This window comes from Aestuariibaculum sp. YM273, assembly GCF_030908365.1.
Classification (GTDB): Bacteria; Bacteroidota; Bacteroidia; order Flavobacteriales; family Flavobacteriaceae; genus Aestuariibaculum; species Aestuariibaculum marinum.
Genome location: NZ_CP133090.1, coordinates 1,151,560 through 1,169,447 on the forward strand (window position 1 = coordinate 1,151,560; position 17,888 = coordinate 1,169,447).

At 37.2% G+C, this 17,888-nt stretch carries 11 protein-coding genes; 7 read left to right on the top strand and 4 right to left on the bottom strand.

Annotated features, from left to right (window positions below; translation table 11 throughout):
- The first annotated feature begins 95 nt into the window (after positions 1-95).
- From RBH94_RS04850 to RBH94_RS04870, 5 genes are all read left to right on the top strand, one after another.
- Entirely contained in the window at positions 96-2,918 is a 2,823-nt protein-coding gene (locus tag RBH94_RS04850) for a TonB-dependent receptor domain-containing protein (RefSeq protein WP_307882619.1), read from the top strand.
- A 196-nt stretch (positions 2,919-3,114) separates the two neighbouring features.
- Positions 3,115-5,898, top strand: coding sequence for a TonB-dependent receptor domain-containing protein (locus tag RBH94_RS04855; protein ID WP_307882620.1), 2,784 nt, complete (start codon positions 3,115-3,117; stop codon positions 5,896-5,898).
- A 10-nt stretch (positions 5,899-5,908) separates the two neighbouring features.
- Entirely contained in the window at positions 5,909-7,444 is a 1,536-nt protein-coding gene (locus RBH94_RS04860; RefSeq protein ID WP_307882621.1) for a G-D-S-L family lipolytic protein, read from the top strand.
- 166 nt (positions 7,445-7,610) lie between these two features.
- On the top strand, positions 7,611-9,119 hold the full coding sequence (gene atpD, locus RBH94_RS04865) for a F0F1 ATP synthase subunit beta (protein ID WP_188222811.1): 1,509 nt from the start codon (positions 7,611-7,613) through the stop codon (positions 9,117-9,119).
- Between the two features lie 26 nt (positions 9,120-9,145).
- Positions 9,146-9,439 carry a F0F1 ATP synthase subunit epsilon gene (locus tag RBH94_RS04870; RefSeq protein ID WP_188222810.1) on the top strand — a complete coding sequence of 98 codons (294 nt, stop codon included), beginning with the start codon at positions 9,146-9,148 and terminating at the stop codon, positions 9,437-9,439.
- Between the two features lie 75 nt (positions 9,440-9,514).
- Here RBH94_RS04870 and RBH94_RS04875 read toward each other — a convergent pair whose 3' ends face one another.
- The 4 genes from RBH94_RS04875 to RBH94_RS04890 form a co-directional block, all read right to left on the bottom strand.
- The gene (locus RBH94_RS04875) at positions 9,515-9,955 is read right to left on the bottom strand and encodes a LexA family transcriptional regulator (RefSeq protein WP_307882622.1); all 441 of its coding nucleotides are present in this window, start codon (positions 9,953-9,955) and stop codon (positions 9,515-9,517) included.
- A gap of 85 nt (positions 9,956-10,040) precedes the next feature.
- Positions 10,041-11,138 carry an acyltransferase family protein gene (locus tag RBH94_RS04880; RefSeq protein WP_307882623.1) on the bottom strand — a complete coding sequence of 366 codons (1,098 nt, stop codon included), beginning with the start codon at positions 11,136-11,138 and terminating at the stop codon, positions 10,041-10,043.
- A 23-nt stretch (positions 11,139-11,161) separates the two neighbouring features.
- Positions 11,162-11,884 (bottom strand): LytTR family DNA-binding domain-containing protein, encoded by a 723-nt coding sequence (locus tag RBH94_RS04885; RefSeq protein WP_188222806.1) that lies wholly within the window; start codon positions 11,882-11,884, stop codon positions 11,162-11,164.
- Complete coding sequence (locus RBH94_RS04890; protein WP_307882624.1) at positions 11,881-12,918, bottom strand: sensor histidine kinase; 1,038 nt, start codon at positions 12,916-12,918, stop codon at positions 11,881-11,883. The genes RBH94_RS04885 and RBH94_RS04890 overlap by 4 nt, the downstream gene beginning before the upstream one ends.
- A gap of 241 nt (positions 12,919-13,159) precedes the next feature.
- Between RBH94_RS04890 and RBH94_RS04895 the strand changes: the two genes are divergently transcribed.
- Positions 13,160-16,249: a SusC/RagA family TonB-linked outer membrane protein gene (locus tag RBH94_RS04895; protein ID WP_307882625.1), complete on the top strand. Its 3,090-nt coding sequence runs from the start codon at positions 13,160-13,162 to the stop codon at positions 16,247-16,249.
- A 5-nt stretch (positions 16,250-16,254) separates the two neighbouring features.
- The gene (locus RBH94_RS04900) at positions 16,255-17,850 is read left to right on the top strand and encodes a RagB/SusD family nutrient uptake outer membrane protein (RefSeq protein ID WP_307882626.1); all 1,596 of its coding nucleotides are present in this window, start codon (positions 16,255-16,257) and stop codon (positions 17,848-17,850) included.
- Positions 17,851-17,888 lie beyond the last annotated feature (38 nt).

Below are 17,888 nucleotides of genomic sequence, written 5' to 3' on the forward strand. Positions count from 1 at the left end.
CTAAAAACATGTACTAATTTATCTATCAGATATCATTTCGGACACCTCTTACATAGCCTAAACTTAATTTTAGTAAAAATCTAAAATCGGCTATTATGAAGACTCTAAACAAAACCATCTCTCTTTTTATTATGCTATTTAGCGCAACATTACTTGCGCAAACCACCATTTCAGGATCGGTTGTAGACTCCAATAACCAACCACTTGTTGATGCACATATTATTATTGAAAATTCTATTTATGGAACCTATACCGATACAGAAGGTCATTTCATTTTAACAGTGGATATAACACCTCCTTTTAATCTTTCAGCGAGTCGAATAGGTTACAAAACTCTTTCAATTCAAGTTTTAAATGATAATCAAATTATTAATTTCATATTAGACGAAGGAACCGACCTAGATGACACGGTCGTTTATGGCTCTAGAAAACCAGAAAGTGTTCGGGAATCACCAGTGCCAATTGAAATTTTTGACGCGACAGACATTAGATTAAGCACAGCAACACCCAATTTCTATACCAGTCTTGAAAATTTAAAAGGTGTTGATATCAATCACGGTAGTTTAACTTTCAACTCTGTTAATACGCGTGGTTTTGCAACTTTCGCAAATAACCGGTTTGTACAACTCATAGACGGCATGGATAATGCCTCTCCAGCTCTAAACTTTGTTATGGGGAATCTTGTTGGTATGAACGAGCTCGATGTACACAGTGTCGAGTTACTTCCGGGTGCTTCTTCCGCCTTGTATGGCGCCAATGCGTTTAATGGCATTTTATTCATGACTAGTAAAAACCCTTTTAATTTTGAAGGCATTAGTACTTACTACAAACAAGGTATTACTTCGCAAGACGCTGCAGGCAACAACACTTACAGAGATTTCGGAATAAGAGCAGCTCACAAATTCAGTGATAAATTTGCCGGAAAAGCTTCCTTTTCTTACTTAAAAGGCACCGATTGGTATGCTACGGATTATAATGAATATACTAGAGGTCTAGTTGGTACACCTGATAACATTTCACCCTTTAGATCAAGTCCCGCCCATGACGGATTAAATATATATGGAGATGAAATTTCATTAGGCGCTGCCCTTGGGATGAATTTAAAGGAATTAGTTCAAGCTTATGAAGGTTTTCTGTTCCCTATAGGTTCATCTATGCTGGTTCCTGAAGACAATGTTGCAAGAACAGGATACAGAGAGCTAGATTTAACAGATTATAATGCCAATAGTTTAAAGGCAGACTTTGCTTTACACTATAGACCTCTCGCTGACGATTTAGAAATCATCTGGAATTCCAGATTAGGTCGAGGTAATACCATTTTTCAGGGTGGAAATAGGTATCAGCTAAAAAACTTTTTTATTCAACAACATCGACTGGAAATTAAAAACGATAATTTCTTTTTAAGAGGGTACACAACCAGTGAAAAAGCTGGCGATTCTTATGATATGTTTTTTACAGGTCTTAATATGAACAAAGTTGGCGCCGAAGAATGGTTTGGCACCTATGCCGGCGCCTACATTCAAGGAGCGGCTCAAGTTCAGGCAAGTGGAGGCAATCCATTTGATTCAACTATTCAGGAGCAACTTCACACTGCTTCAAGAAATACTGCCGATCAATTAGTAACCATACAACCGGGAACGCCACAATTTAGAACCCTGTTCAATCAAATAACGTCAGATCCAGATGTTAATACTGGTTCTAAATTTATCGACAATTCTAAAATGTATGTTGTTGAAGGTAATTATAATTTTAGTCGTCTTTTAAGGGATGCTTTGGATTTACAAATTGGTGGTTCTGCAAGACAATATGCATTGAATTCTCAAGGAACTATTTTCACAGATTACGATGGTCCAATTAAGTACGACGAATACGGTGCTTATATTCAGGGCATAAAAAAACTAGCTGATGACCGATTAAAAGTTACAGCCTCGATTCGCTATGACAAAAATGAATTTTTTGATGCGAATTTATCTCCTAGAATATCCCTAGTTTATTTTGCGGGAGCAAACAAAAACCATAACATTAGAGCCTCCTTTCAAACGGGTTTTAGAAATCCTCATACCCAATCTCTTTTTATTGGACTTAATGTTGGTAATGTTCTTTTAGTTGGAGGTGCCCCAACTAATCTAGATAGAAACTTACCAAACACGAACTTAACAGCCAGAGATGCCTATTCGGATTCCTACTCGCTAGCTTCCTTTTTGGCTTTTGCCGCATCACAAGGTGCTTCCCCCATAGAACCTGTAAATGGAACAGGCATGACCCCACTTGTAGAGCCAGAAAAAGTAAAAGCATTCGATCTTGGTTACCGCGGCACACTTGGCCCTGTAGACATCGATTTTAGTGCGTATTATAACAATTACGACAATTTCCTCGCCGAGAAAGTAGTCATAACTCCTAACTCAGGTTCAACTAGTGATTTAAGTGGTATTGCCGATATAGCTTCAGGAAATTATACTATATTTCAATTGAATACAAATTCGTCTGCAGACATCAGTTCTTATGGCGCCATTATAGGATTATCAACACGAATAGCCAAAGATTTTAAATTAAGCGCAAGTTATAACTTTGCCAAATTCGACTTCGATCAATCTTCCGACCCTGATTTCAGTGCTGGATTCAACACCCCTGAACATAAAGTTAAAATATCCTTTGGTAATGCTAATCTTTTTAAAAATTTTGGGTTTCAAGTTAACGGACGTTGGAGTGACGAATACCTATGGCAAGCCAATATAGCTAACGCCATGATACCTTCAAGAACTGTTATCGATGCTCAAATAAATTACACCATACCTGCTATAAAATCAATTTTTAAAATTGGCGGAACCAATTTAGGAGGAAAAGAATATCAAAGTGCTGTGGGTACAGGTTATATTGGGCAACAATACTTTATTTCGTGGACAATCAATAACTTATAAATTATTCTATAATTTTAGATAAAAAGCGTATTGAATTCAATACGCTTTTCTTTTATTTTAGCACTCTGGATTAAAGAATACACAAAATACAGTCATTTTTTTTGCAAAATATACTATGCATGCATAATTTTTTATATTTTTAGCAATACACAATTGCTTTTTGTGTCATACTAAACTAAAACGTAACTAATTTTAAATGAAAACATTTCTCCCTCTCTATGTATTATTATGGTGTTTTGCCTCCTATGCGCAAACAAAAATTTCCGGTGTTGTTAAGGATGATAATAATCTCCCTCTTCCAGGTGCAAACATATTTGTTTTAGGAACATCCACTGGGACCGTAAGTGATTTTGATGGAAATTTCAGTTTAACTGTAAATCTAACTCCACCGTTTAAAATACAAGCCAGTAGTGTTGGTTTCGATACGGCCACTGAAGAAATAACTACCGATGGACAAGTACTCACTTTTATATTAAAAGAAGGAACTTCATTAGATGAAGTGGTTATTTCAGCATCGCGTACCCCTGAACGTATTTTTGAATCACCCGTTACGGTTGAACGCTTCGGCCTTCGTGATATTAAAAATACAACCTCTGTAGATTTTTATGACGGACTGGAAAACTTAAAAGGTGTCGATGTAAATACCAATAGTTTAACCTTTAAATCGGTTAACACACGTGGTTTCGCAACCTTTGCCAACAACCGTTTTATGCAATTGGTTGATGGTATGGATAATTCTACTCCTGCTTTAAACTTCCCTATAGGAAATTTAGTAGGTATGACTGAAACTGATGTAGAAAGCGTAGAACTATTACCAGGGGCTTCTTCTGCGTTATATGGAGCTAATGCCTTCAACGGGATTTTATTCATGAGAAGTAAAAACCCCTTTAAACACCAAGGTATTAGTGCCTCGGTAAAACGTGGTATCACCTCTCAAAAAGCAGCAGGAGACAACCCTTACACCGATGTTAGTTTTAGAGCAGCACATAAATTCACCGAACACTTTGCTGCCAAAGTGAATTTTGGGTATTTAAAAGGTACCGACTGGGCTGCAACCAGCGAAGCCGATAAAATGACCCCCGGTGGCACCAGACAAAATCCTAACTACGACGGAATAAATGTATATGGAGACGAAGTTTCCACAAACATAAAAGAAGTTGCTGTTGCCCTAGAAGGCTTAGGCATTTTACCTGCCGGTGCTAATGCGCTTATTCCATCTGTAGACGTAAGTAGAACAGGATATAACGAGAAGTATTTAACCGATTATAATGCAGAAAGTATTAAAGCCGATTGGGGTTTATATTTCAGACCATGGGCTAACGACTTCGAAATTCAATATGTTGGAAAAGTAGGTACAGGAACAACTTTATACCAAGGCACCAACCGCTACTATATTGATGGTTTCTTTCAACAACAACATAAACTAGAAGTTAAAAACGATAACTTCTTTGTTAGAACTTATATTGTAACCGATAAAGCTGGTGATTCTTATGATATGGTCTTTACCGGAATCAATATCAACAGAGCATGGAAAGATGATGAAACCTGGTTTGGTGAATATGCGGGCACTTTTGTTCAGGCATCCCTTGGTGGTGCTACAGAAGAACAGGCACATGCCATGGCGAGATCGGTAGCCGATACAGGACGTTACCTTCCGGGGACACCACAATATATTGCGGCATTCAACAGAAGTATTAATGACCCGGATTTATCGACAGGTTCAAAATTTCAGGATGCTTCAGAATATTATCATACCGATGCCAATTACAACTTTAGCCATTTGATAGACTGGGCTGAAATTCAGGTTGGTGGATCATACAGAAAATATAGTTTGAATTCCTTCGGAACAATTTACACAGATACCGATGGGACAATTGATTACTCTGAATATGGTGTTTACACACAAATTCAGAAAGCATTCGATTTAAATGAAAGCTTAAATCTGAAATTAACAGGATCGATTCGTTACGATAAATCGGAGTTTTTTGACGGGTTCTATTCCCCAAGGCTTTCGGCCGGTTTAACGATTAATAAAGACCATAACATCAGAGCTTCGGTTCAAACTGGATTTAGAAATCCAACAACTCAAGATTTATTCATCGGTCTTGATGCCGGACGTGCCATCTTAGTGGGATCGGCTCCTGAGAATTTAGATCGTTGGTCCAGAACTTATAATGTTAGTGCTACAGGACAAACGTTATACGGTCAACCATCAACCATCACACAAACCGGCGCTGTTGCCTACAATAACTCTTACACATCAAGTTCAGTTGCTCTATTAGGAGAAACAGGAGATCCTGGAGTGTTAGAAATTTCTAACCCGGAACTTGTTAAACCAGAAAAAGTAACATCAGGAGAAATCGGGTATCGCGGAAAAATAAACAGTTTCGTGATAGATTTTAGTGCTTACTACAACTCTTATAAAGATTTCTTGTCACAAGAAGTTGTCGTTTCTCCTTACTACGGAACCGTGGGAGATGGCGGTTTATCGGTTGCGGCGATTTCTAATGGAGATTTTCAGGCTTATAGTACGTATACCAACTCCCCTGCAAACGTTAATTCCTATGGAGCATCAATCAGTTTATCAACTAAACTTTTTGGAAACTATGATTTAAGCGGAAGTTATACCTATGCAAAATTAGATTTCAACCAAAGCAGGTATCCGGATTTTACAACCTTCTTTAACACACCGGAACACAAATTTAAAGCTGCTTTTGGAAACCCTGAAGTCATTAAAAATTTAGGCTTTAATATCTCTTACAGATTTAGCGACGATTATTATTGGGAAGCTACTTTTGGGAATGGCGCTATTCCTGAATTCCACGTTCTGGATGCTCAAATCAGTTATACCGTACCTAAAATTAAATCACAATTTAAAATTGGAGGCACCAACCTGACAGGTAAAGAATACTATACGGCGTTTGGTACCGGTTACATTGGTTCTATGTACTATGTGTCTTGGGTAATTAATAACTTATAAAATGAAAATCATGAATTTAAAATATATTGCCCTGTTATTCATTGCTTCAGGGTTTACAGCGTGTAACGACTTAGAAGATGTTAACCGGGAAGAAGCAGAAGTTATTCTACCGACATTAACTTCAGGTACCGCCGATTTTTCAACCTATGTATCTTTAGGTAACTCACTTACAGCTGGGTTTACAGATAACGCCCTGTTTATTGCCACACAGGAAAATTCAATGCCCAATATTCTGGCTTCTAAATTTGCTTTAGCCGGTGGTGGGGAATTTAAACAACCTTTAATGAACGATAATTACGGCGGATTAGCTTACGGAGGAAACAGAATCACCGAGCCTCGTTTAATCTTTAACGGCTCAGGTCCTGCGGCTTTAGAATCTGTAATTGGCCCGGTAACAGTTTCAACAGATTTAGCATTAAATAATCCAACAGGGCCTTTTAATAATATGGGAGTGCCGGGAGCAAAATCCTATCATTTATTATATGATGGCTTAGGAAATCCTTCAGGGTTACTAACAGACCCAATGACAGCCAATCCATATTTTGTACGCATGGCATCAAGTACTTCGGCAACGGTTTTAGGTGATGTTATGGCACAATCGCCGACCTTCTTTTCGTTATGGATTGGTAATAATGATGTTTTAGGATACGCCTTATCAGGTGGAGATGGCAGCAATCCAATTACACCTTTAGATGGTGCCGTTGGGGTTGGCTTTACCCAAACGTATGGTGCTATAATTGCTACGCTTACTTCACAAGGTGCTAAAGGTGTTGTCGCTAATATTCCTGATGTGACCAGCATTCCACACTTTACAACAGTACCTCACAATCCAATTCCTTTAGATGCTGCAACTGCTGCGTATTTAAATAGCACATCGGCTTACGGTGCTTATAATGCTGGCATTGTTCAAGCATTTGCTTATCTCGTTGGAAATGGTTTAATGACCCAGGATGCAGCAGATACTGAAATTGCAAAAAGAACCATAACATTTGAAGCTGGAACAACCAATGCAGTAGTTATTATGGATGAAAGTTTAACGGATTTAACCGGTTTAAATCCAGCCCTAATAAGTATGAGACAGGCTACTGCAGACGACCTATTAGTCTTATCGGCTTCAACGTTTATTGGTACCGAAGCTGTTCCAGGGAATCCTCAAACAGTTAATGGCGTTGCAATTCCTTTAGCCGATAAATGGGTTTTAACGTCTGAAGAACAGGAAGAAATCGCAACAGCTACTACAAGTTTTAATGCGGTAATAGACAATATAAGACAACAAGCCGGTTTAGCCTTAGTAAATACGAATGAGATACTTAATCAATTGGCTAGTGGTGGCATAACAAGCGGAGATTATACTCTAACATCGAATTTAGTTGTAGGTGGTGCCTTTTCTTTAGATGGCGTTCATTTAACCTCGAGAGGATATGCTTTTTTAGCTAATGAGTTTATGAAGGCTATTGATGAAACTTACGATTCTAATTTTGTTGATTCTGGACAGTTGGTTGATATAGGAAATTACCCTACCAATTATTCACCAACACTGCAATAACAAGACTTTTAATAACATTTTTTAACACCTTCATTATGAGGGTGTTTTTTTATTCTAAAAAACCTGAAAAAACAAGTTTCATTTTAAATTAAAAAAATTATCTTTGCAGCCGAAAACTAGAAGTGTTTTCATTGAATTAAAACGCATAATATTAAACATATAAGTAATGTCTAAAGTTACAGGTAAAGTTGCACAAATAGTAGGTCCGGTTATCGACGTTGAGTTTGGAGCTGGTTCAGAACTTCCAAAAATTTACGATTCATTAGAAATTAAGAAAGCTGATGGTTCTACATTAGTATTAGAGGTACAGTCTCACATTGGTGAAGATACCGTACGTACCATTGCTATGGATTCATCAGATGGTTTAAGTAGAGGAACTGAAGTTGTTGCAACTGGAGCACCTATACAAATGCCGATTGGAGATGATGTTTACGGACGTTTATTCAATGTAATTGGTGACGCTATCGACGGACTTGGTGATTTACCTAAAGCTGGTGAGGCTGGTTTACCAATCCACAGACAAGCACCAAAATTCGAAGATTTATCAACTTCAACTGAAGTTTTATTTACAGGTATTAAAGTCATCGACTTAATTGAGCCTTACGCAAAAGGAGGTAAAATTGGATTATTTGGTGGTGCTGGTGTAGGTAAAACAGTATTAATTCAGGAGTTAATTAACAATATTGCAAAAGGTCACGGTGGTTTATCAGTATTTGCTGGTGTAGGAGAAAGAACTCGTGAAGGAAATGACCTTTTAAGAGAGATGTTAGAGTCTGGAATTATCCGTTACGGTGAAGACTTTATGCACTCTATGGAAGATGGCGGATGGGATTTATCTAAAGTAGATAAATCTAAAATGAAAGAATCTAAAGCGACTTTCGTATTCGGACAGATGAATGAGCCACCAGGAGCACGTGCACGTGTTGCTTTATCTGGTTTAACAATCGCTGAGTACTTCCGTGATGGAGCCGGAGACGGACAAGGAAAAGATGTATTGTTCTTCGTTGATAACATCTTCCGTTTTACACAAGCTGGTTCTGAGGTATCTGCATTATTAGGTCGTATGCCTTCTGCAGTAGGTTACCAACCAACATTAGCAACAGAAATGGGTGCGATGCAAGAGCGTATTACTTCAACTAAAAAAGGATCGATTACATCTGTACAAGCGGTTTACGTACCTGCGGATGATTTAACTGACCCGGCGCCTGCAACAACCTTCGCTCACTTAGATGCTACAACCGTATTATCTCGTAAAATTGCTGAGTTAGGTATTTACCCTGCGGTAGATCCATTAGATTCTACGTCTCGTATCTTAACTGCAGACATTTTAGGAAATGAGCACTACGACTGTGCACAACGTGTGAAAGAGTTATTACAACGTTACAAAGAGTTACAAGACATTATTGCTATCCTTGGTATGGAAGAGTTATCTGAAGAAGATAAATTAGCCGTATCTCGTGCTAGACGTGTTCAACGTTTCTTATCTCAACCATTCCACGTAGCTGAGCAGTTTACTGGTATTCCAGGAGTGTTAGTAGATATTAAAGAAACTATTAAAGGATTTAACATGATTATGGATGGTGAATTAGATCACTTACCAGAAGCAGCGTTCAACCTTAAAGGAACTATTGAAGAAGCAATCGAGGCTGGAGAGAAAATGTTAGCTGAAGCTTAATATTCAATAGAAAATTATAAAACATTATGAATTTAGAAATTGTATCACCAGAAGCTACCCTTTTTAACTCAGAAGTTGATTCTGTAGCATTACCTGGTATTAATGGTGAGTTTCAGATTTTAAATGATCACGCCGCAATCGTGTCTATTTTAACTGAAGGAACCATTAAAATTCATACCCACACACAAAGTCACTTAGAATTTGATGCGTTACATTCTGAAGTTAATCCTCACCATGATGATAACAAAGTTTTAACCTTAAAAATCAAATCAGGGACTATTGAAATGAAAGATAATAAAGTGATTGTTTTAGTTGACTAAACACTACTTTATTCAGAATAAAAAAACGCGAAACTTAGGTTTCGCGTTTTTTATTTTTAAACGTTTCTGAGTATTTTACACCTTTTTAATCACATTGGTTACAATACCCCAAATGATGAATTCGTTTTCTTCGGTTATTTTAATAATGGGATAATTCGGGTTTTCTGGTTTTAACCAAATCTCTCCCTGCTCAACCCGAAGTCGTTTCACTGTAAATTCGCCATCTAAAAAACAAACAGCTATGCGATTGTTTTGAGGTTCAAGACTTCGGTCTATGACTAACAAATCGTTATCTTCTAACCCGGCACCAATCATACTTTGTCCGCTTACACGTGCAAAAAAAGTGGTTTCCCGATTTCTTACTAACTCTTTATCTAACGATAAACGTTGTTCATTAAAATCTTCGGCAGGTGCCGGAAATCCACAGGAAATACCCGTATCAAAAAATACGGCACCAAGAGCGTCTGAAGCTTCAGGTGTAAAAAAAGTTAAGCTATTAGATTCATTTGCTATCATAACCCTTCATTTAGCTCAAATATACATATTTAAAGCTTTTATTTTACTTTAAACTCATCATTCTCAACAGAATTTTAAAACCCACTTAAACTTTAATAAAAACCTTCCTTCGGTACAAGTAGAAACCTAAGCCTAAGTAAAATAATCCCACAACCATAGCGTAGCAAAGGGAAGAAAACTTATTACTTAATGTTTCGTGGGCAAAAACTGAGCTATACAACCAATTATGAATATTTGAATCTTCACCGATAGGAATTAAATAAAAGCTTTTCGCAATAAACTCTGAAAGAAAATAAATAGTAATCGCATTCATGCCAACCATTTTAAAGACTCCTCCAAAATGCCAATGTTTCACATCAACAATATAATAAATTAGAGACAAAATAATCGTGCCATACCCTGCTGTTACCAAAACAAAACTACTACTCCAAAGTGCTTTGTTTACAGGAAAATAAATACTAAACAAATAACCACAAGCTAACAAGATCAAACCTATAAAAAACAATATAAACGCTTTACGGTCTATAGGTTTATCTAGCACCTGTCCTACTAAGACACCAAGTAAACAGGTGGCTATCGAAGAAACTGTTCCTAGCAGTCCTTCTGGATCGTAATCTGGTTGCCACATGTGTATCCCTAAAACTTGCAAATCGATATAGTTGGCCCAATTATTAGGTGCACGGTCAAACGTTGGCATCATACCATTTGGTAACGGCACAAAACCAAGCCATAACCAATATCCCAAAAGGATAACAGCTAAGATTACTAACAACGCTTTCCAATTAAAATTTAAATACATAATGGCTGAAATGAAAAAGACAATACCGATACGCTGTAGCACGCCCATAAACCGGATACCTTCCCAATCCTGAATAAAAGGCACCGTAGGGATAAATGCCTTTAAAAAAATCCCCAAACCAATTAATTTTAAACTTCTAACCGCTATCTTTTTATAGGTTGTTGTATTTGGTTGCTTATTCTTATAGGCGTAGTAGATTGATATTCCGACAATAAACAAAAAGAACGGAAAAATAAGGTCGGTTGGTGTTAAACCATGCCACTCCGCATGTGACAATGGCGCGTAAATATGTGACCAATCTCCAGGGTTATTAACTAAAATCATAGCGACAATAGTGATACCCCGTAATAAATCTACCGACTGAATTCTTTGTTTTGCTACCATATTAACATACCGCTTTTCTTTTATTAGTTATCGGTATCATCATTAGTATTAAGAATACGTTCGCGCGTAATTTTAACATAATTCCTTCCTATAGGTATTCTTCTGTTAGATATTTCAACCATATTTCCTTCTACAGAATTCACCTTATTTATTGAAATAGTATACGAGCGATGCACCCTCAAAAAGTTTGACTGCGGTAATTCTTCTGAAATAGCTGTTAGGGATTTGTGCACCACGTAATCACCAAGCGTGGTAATTACTTTTATATAGTCTTTAAGACTTTCGATAATTAAAATATCGTTCAGGTTTACCTTTACTAATTTCTTTCCCACTTTTAGGAAAATATGTGGTTCCTGCTGAAAACCTAAGTCATTGGAAGTATTATTAACATATACCTGCTGGTACACTTTATTAATGGTTTTTAAAAACCGATTAAACGGAATAGGTTTCACGAGGTAATCTAAAACATCGAGTTCGAAGCTTTTCACAGCATATTCTCTATACGCCGTCGTGATAACGATATGAGGCTTATAACTTAAATTCTCGATAAATGCGAACCCGTTAAGTTGGGGCATATTAATATCGAGAAAAACCACATCAATTTTTTCTTGCTCCAAAACACCATAGGCTTTTAAAGGGTTGGTAAAAGTCCCAACAATTTCAACATGATCGAAGTTCTTTAAATGATCTTCAATTACCTCGATAGCCAGTGCTTCATCATCAATGATTACACATTTTATTTTCATCGAATAGGTATTTTTAAGTACAGGTTATACATGTTGTTTTCTACAGTTGTTTTAAACTCGTAATCACTGTTAAACAAAAGGCTTAACCTGCGTTTGGTATTGGCTATTCCAATACCTTGTTCGTTGTTTATACTAGATTTGGCATTAAAAGTATTCGACAATTTAAACTCTAAATAGTCTTTATTTAATACTTCAAAACTCATGTTTACCCTTACGTTTTCACAACCTTTTAATCCATGTTTGAAACAATTTTCGATGAACGTCAAGAATAACAACGGCGGAACATTAATATCTTCAATATCTCCGATAATATCCATTTCACATTCTACACGCTCATTAAAACGCATACGTTCCACATCAATATAGGTGTTAATATGATTAATTTCTTCTAGTAAATCGGCCTTAGAGCTATTAACTTCATACAAGACATACTGCATCAGATCCGATATTTTAATAACCATTTGCGGGGCACTATCAGATTTTTTTAAAGTTAGTGCATATAAATTATTTAGCGTATTAAAGAAGAAATGCGGCTGGATCTGGGTTCGTAAATATTTCAATTCAGTACTTAATTGAAGCTTCGCCAGTTTTTCATTTCTTCGCTTTTCCAAACTCCAATCGATTACTAGTTTTATAGCCGATACAAAACCTATAACGTAGAGCTCACCTAAAACAACCGCGATAATATGATTAAGCTGCATGAACTCTCCTGTACCTCCGGCTTCAGGCCAGATATCTTTAGTTACTAAAACATAATTCAATCCGGTTCTCACCAAATACACCATAGCCAACATAAACACCAAACTCAAAACATAAGTCAAATAACGCCGCTTTAAAATTAACCTAGGTATTAGGTAATAAATATTTATGTAAACAACGATAACGTGAATTGGAAACTCTACAAGGTTCGATTTAAAAGAATACCAGTAATCATTAAAATAACTACCCCATCTAACAACATTAAACAGGAAATAAACGAGCCAAAAAAGCACATGGTATTTAGGGGAAATGGTATTCTTGATCTTAAGTCTCAACAAGGGTCTTGGTTTAAATTATTATTAATAAATCGACAAAAGGATTAAACTATCTCAAGCAATTTTAAGAATATAATAATTAATTAACAATAATTTCATCAAGAGTTTATTTTCGCAAAATCATTTATCGATAATTCTCTGTCTTCTGTGTGTAAAATGGTGTAGTTCAGATATTTTTTTTTAAAACAACTTTTATAATAAATAACATTGATAGCAAATAACAAGACTAAACATTCAAATTATGAAGTATTACTTAAAAACGACACTCTTGTTTTCCTTCTTATTCTTCAGTATACAGCTGTTTGCTCAGGAAAAGGAAATTAAAGGAACTGTTACCTCGAAAGCAGACGGTATGCCAATCGCCGGAGGTAATGTTATTATTGATGGCACAACTACCGGTACGCTTACCGACTTTGATGGAAAATACACCATCATGGCTAAAGCTGGCGACGTGTTAACATTTTCATTCTTAGGTATGACTACCGAAAAAGTAACCGTTTCTGGTTCAAACACTATTAATGTTCAATTAGCAGAAGACAACGAACAGCTTGCTGAAGTTGTTGTTACGGCTTTAGGTATTAAGAAAGAGAAAAAAGCACTTACCTATTCTGCTCAGGAAGTTGGCGGTGACGAGCTTACTAGAGTAAAACAAACCAACCCGATTAACAGTTTATCTGGTAAATCTGCCGGAATTACAATCGCCAGAAGTTCTTCTGGTTTAGGAGGTGCGACTAAAGTAGTTTTAAGAGGTAATGCCTCTACAACTTACAACGATCCGCTTTACGTTATTGATGGCATCCCTGTGCTAAACAGCGGTAACGGAGCTAACGGAAATGAGCCAGGAACAGACATTTTTGGTAGTCAGACTGGTAACCGAGACGGTGGTGATGCGATGTCTTTAATCAACCCGGATGATATTGAAAGTATGACCGTGTTGAAAGGAGCATCTGCTTCGGCACTATATGGTAGTCAAGGGGCAAACGGGGTTATTTTAATTACCACAAAAAAAGGAAAAGAAGGCGCTTTAAGTGTAAACTTCAATTCTAGTTTTACTGCCGACAACGTCATGTCGTTACCAAAATTACAATCAGAATACCAAAGTAATTCTGTTGGACAACCAATCGCTGAAAACGGAAATGTAACCGACCCAAAATCTTGGGGAACACAATCTTCAGGATTAAAAAATGATACTGAATCGTTCTTCAACACAGGATTTACGTCTATTAACGCCCTTTCGTTAACCGCAGGAAATCAAAAAGCGCAAACCTATTTATCATACGCTAATACAATTGGTGAAGGGGTTATTCCTGAAAACCGCTTGACAAGAAACAATATTACCTTAAGAGAAACCGCTAAGTTTTTAGATGAAAAAATAGATGTTTCTGCAAGTGTAAACTTATCAGACCAACGCATCTGGAACCGTCCTACGAATGGTTTATACGCCAACCCACTAACAGGTCATTATTTGAACCCTGTGGGAATCGATAGAAATAGTTACAAAGACCAATTTGAATATTTCAATACCGCTTTAAACCAAATGGATCAGTATGCCACTTCTTTCGACGAGAACATTCAGCAAAACCCATATTGGTTAGCATACAGAACACCAAGTAAAGATATTGCACAACGTGTTTTAATTAACGCTTCGTTAAAATATCAAATTACTGATGCCTTCTCTTTGCAATCAAGAGCAAGCTACGATAAATCATTCTTTACTTACGAGAAAAAACAATACGCCGGAACAGACCCAGTAAACTCTGGTGATAACGGACGATATATTTTAGAAAAAACTGAAAACAACCAACAGTACGTTGATTTCATTGCGAACTATAACAAAGATTTTGGAGAGAACTTTTCTTTCACCGGATTATTAGGAACAAGTTTAACTAAATCTACGATTGGAGATAAAGTTCTTTTAGATTCAGGGCGTGATGGTGCTGGACTTAAATACCCTAATTACTTCACGATTGCCAACTTTGTAACAACAAATAACATTGCACAAAGTATTGGAAGAAAAGAAATGCAATCGGTATTTGCTTCTGTAAACTTTGGTTATAAAAACATGTTATTCTTAGATGTTACAGGGAGAAATGACTGGTCTTCAACTTTAGCGCTTACAGATAGCTACTCGTTCTTCTACCCTTCTGTTGGTTTAACAGGAATCATTAGCGATATGGTTGAATTACCACAAGCTATTTCATTCGCAAAAGCAAGAGTATCGTATGCCGAAGTAGGAACCGATATTCCAAATTATGCAACCATTCCATTATACAACATCAGTACTACGTCCACTAATATTCTTAAACCATCTGTTGGTCCTAAGGAAGGAGAAACTTTAAAACCACAGTTACAACAGTCTCTAGAATTTGGTACAGAGTGGCGTTTCTTTGGTAACCGTTTAGGATTCGATTTCACATATTACGACACAAAAACTACAAATCAGATTTTCTACATTCAGGCAGAACCAAATCCTTACGGATATTCTCAAAACATTGTTAATGCCGGTGAAATTTCTAATAAAGGTTTCGAGATTGTTCTTAACGGAAAACCTGTAGTTGGAGAAAACTTTAATTGGGATACAGCATTTAACTTTGCCCGAAACGATAATACAGTGGTGTCTGTTCACCCTGCTTTACAAAACGGAGACGCAGTTATTACGGCTCGTGGTGTAAACGGTTATGAGTATTCTTTAATCGAAGGAGAAGACTTTGGTAGTATTAAAGCGCGCTCATTAATCAGAGATGGAAACGGAACTCCTGTCATCAACGATTCTGGAGCTTTAATGTCTACCGATTTTGAAACTGTAGCTCATGCACAACCAGATTTCACTTTAGGATGGAATAACAACTTTACATTCGGAAACTTCAACTTTAACTTCCTTATCGATGGTAAATTTGGTGGTGATGTTATGAGTGTTACTGAAGCAGTAAATGATTACTACGGTGTGTCAAAGGCCACTGCGGATGCCAGAAATGCTAACGGAGGTATGATTAATGTTGTTGACGAATCTGGGAACGCATCACAAATTACAGCTCAAGAATACTACAATGCTGTTGGTGGTAGAGCCGGGATGTTAGGTGAGTATGTGTACGATGCTACTAACGTGAGCTTAAGAGAACTTTCGGTAGGTTACAAATTAATTATGGGACAAAGTGATTTTATAGATAACATTAACTTCTCAATCATCGCAAATAACTTATTCTTCTTCTATAAGGATGCACCTTTCGATCCAAATATTGCAGCAAGTACCGGTTTAGGATTACAAGGTGTAGATATTTATAACCAGCCTTCTACAAGAAGTGTAGGGTTAAACATTAACATAAATTTCTAAGACATATGAAAAATATATTAAAATATACTCTGGCTTCGGTTGTGGCCATTAGCTTAACAAATTGTACCGACCACTTTGAAGACTTAAATACCGATCCTTACGGTGAAGAACTGGTTGGTGGATTAACACAACAAAACAACCACATTGGTTCTAATTTTGCTCCAATGTTCGCTAATGTCATTCGTGTAGAACCAGCATGGAACTACCAGTTACAGCAAAACCTGAATGCTGATGTATTTTCTGGTTATATGACAGCACCAACACCATTCGCAGGTAATATTAACAACCAGACTTATGCTTTGGTGAATGGTTGGAACGGTTTCATTTGGGCTGATGCTTACGATTCTCAAAATGGGAATGGGGTTATGCCTTATGCCAGAGACATTGCTCAAATGGTAGAATTAACCGGCGATCCATCTGGAGAGAAATTTGTTTTCTTAGGAAACATCATAAAAGTAATGGCGATGCATCGTGTATCGGATGTATTCGGACCTATCAGATATTCAAAATTCAATGACTTCGATACTACTGGAGAATATGACTCTCAAGAAACGGCATACAAAACGTTCTTCGCTCAATTAGGCGAAGCTATCGACGGACTTGAAGCTTACGAAGGCGATGCGCAATTCATTCCTTTCGATCAATCGTCTTTAGGTGGAGACATTGCCAAGTGGCGTATGTTCGCAAACTCATTACGCTTACGTTTAGCCATTCGCGTATCGAAAGTTGATGCGACTTTGGCAAAAACCGAAGGTGAAAAATCCTTATCTAGTAATGCTGGTTTAATGGAAACAGAAAACATGTTGGTTGATATGGGCGGATTTGTTCACCCCGTATATACCATTAGTAATGTTTGGGGAGACATTTGTATGAGTGCCGAAATGGAATCTATCTTAAAAGGATTCAACGACGGTAGAATTGAAAAATACTTTAACGCTCCGGCTGATGCATCTTTAGGAGATTACAAAGGTATTCGTCAAGGTATTGAAATTGAAGCCAAAGGACAATACGGAAGTCACTCTACTATTGGTCAGGTGGTGGAAGGTACCGATAAAATCTGGATGACCTCTGCCGAAGTTTATTTTTTGAAAGCAGAAGCCGCTTTACGTGGATGGGCAGGCGCAGGCGATGCAAAAACAAACTACGAAATGGGCGTTAAGGCTTCTTTCTCTCAGTTTGGTGTTGGTGGTGTTGATTCATATTTAGCCGATAGCACAAGTACTCCAGCCGACTTCGTTGATGCTTTAAATACTGCTAACGATTACGCTTATCCTAGTGATGTTACTATTGCGTTTGATGATGCCGGAACTAACGAAGAAAAGCTAGAGCAAATCATTACTCAAAAATGGATTGCTATGTTCCCTGATGGTCAGGAAGCATGGAGTGAATTCAGACGTACTGGCTACCCAAGAGTATTCCCTGTAGTTATAAATAACAGTGGCGGTACAATAGACACCGATATTCAAATCCGTAGAATCAACTTCGTAGATGTAGAGAAAAACACCAATGGTGCTAATGTAGAAACTGCAGTAGGCATGTTAAAAGGTGCTGACAATGGTGGTACGAGATTATGGTGGGATACAGGAGCTGCAAATTTTTAAGATTTTCATAAGCATATATTTTTTGGTTTAGTTTAAAC

What these genes read in the sequence shown, in the direction of transcription:
- RBH94_RS04850 (WP_307882619.1), top strand. Translation starts at nt 96, where the DNA reads ATGAAGACTCTAAACAAAACCATCTCTCTTTTTATTATGCTATTTAGC.
- RBH94_RS04855 (WP_307882620.1), top strand. Translation starts at nt 3,115, where the DNA reads ATGAAAACATTTCTCCCTCTCTATGTATTATTATGGTGTTTTGCCTCC.
- RBH94_RS04860 (WP_307882621.1), top strand. Translation starts at nt 5,909, where the DNA reads ATGAATTTAAAATATATTGCCCTGTTATTCATTGCTTCAGGGTTTACA.
- atpD (WP_188222811.1), top strand. Translation starts at nt 7,611, where the DNA reads ATGTCTAAAGTTACAGGTAAAGTTGCACAAATAGTAGGTCCGGTTATC.
- RBH94_RS04870 (WP_188222810.1), top strand. Translation starts at nt 9,146, where the DNA reads ATGAATTTAGAAATTGTATCACCAGAAGCTACCCTTTTTAACTCAGAA.
- RBH94_RS04875 (WP_307882622.1), bottom strand. Translation starts at nt 9,955, where the DNA reads ATGATAGCAAATGAATCTAATAGCTTAACTTTTTTTACACCTGAAGCT.
- RBH94_RS04880 (WP_307882623.1), bottom strand. Translation starts at nt 11,138, where the DNA reads ATGGTAGCAAAACAAAGAATTCAGTCGGTAGATTTATTACGGGGTATC.
- RBH94_RS04885 (WP_188222806.1), bottom strand. Translation starts at nt 11,884, where the DNA reads ATGAAAATAAAATGTGTAATCATTGATGATGAAGCACTGGCTATCGAG.
- RBH94_RS04895 (WP_307882625.1), top strand. Translation starts at nt 13,160, where the DNA reads ATGAAGTATTACTTAAAAACGACACTCTTGTTTTCCTTCTTATTCTTC.
- RBH94_RS04900 (WP_307882626.1), top strand. Translation starts at nt 16,255, where the DNA reads ATGAAAAATATATTAAAATATACTCTGGCTTCGGTTGTGGCCATTAGC.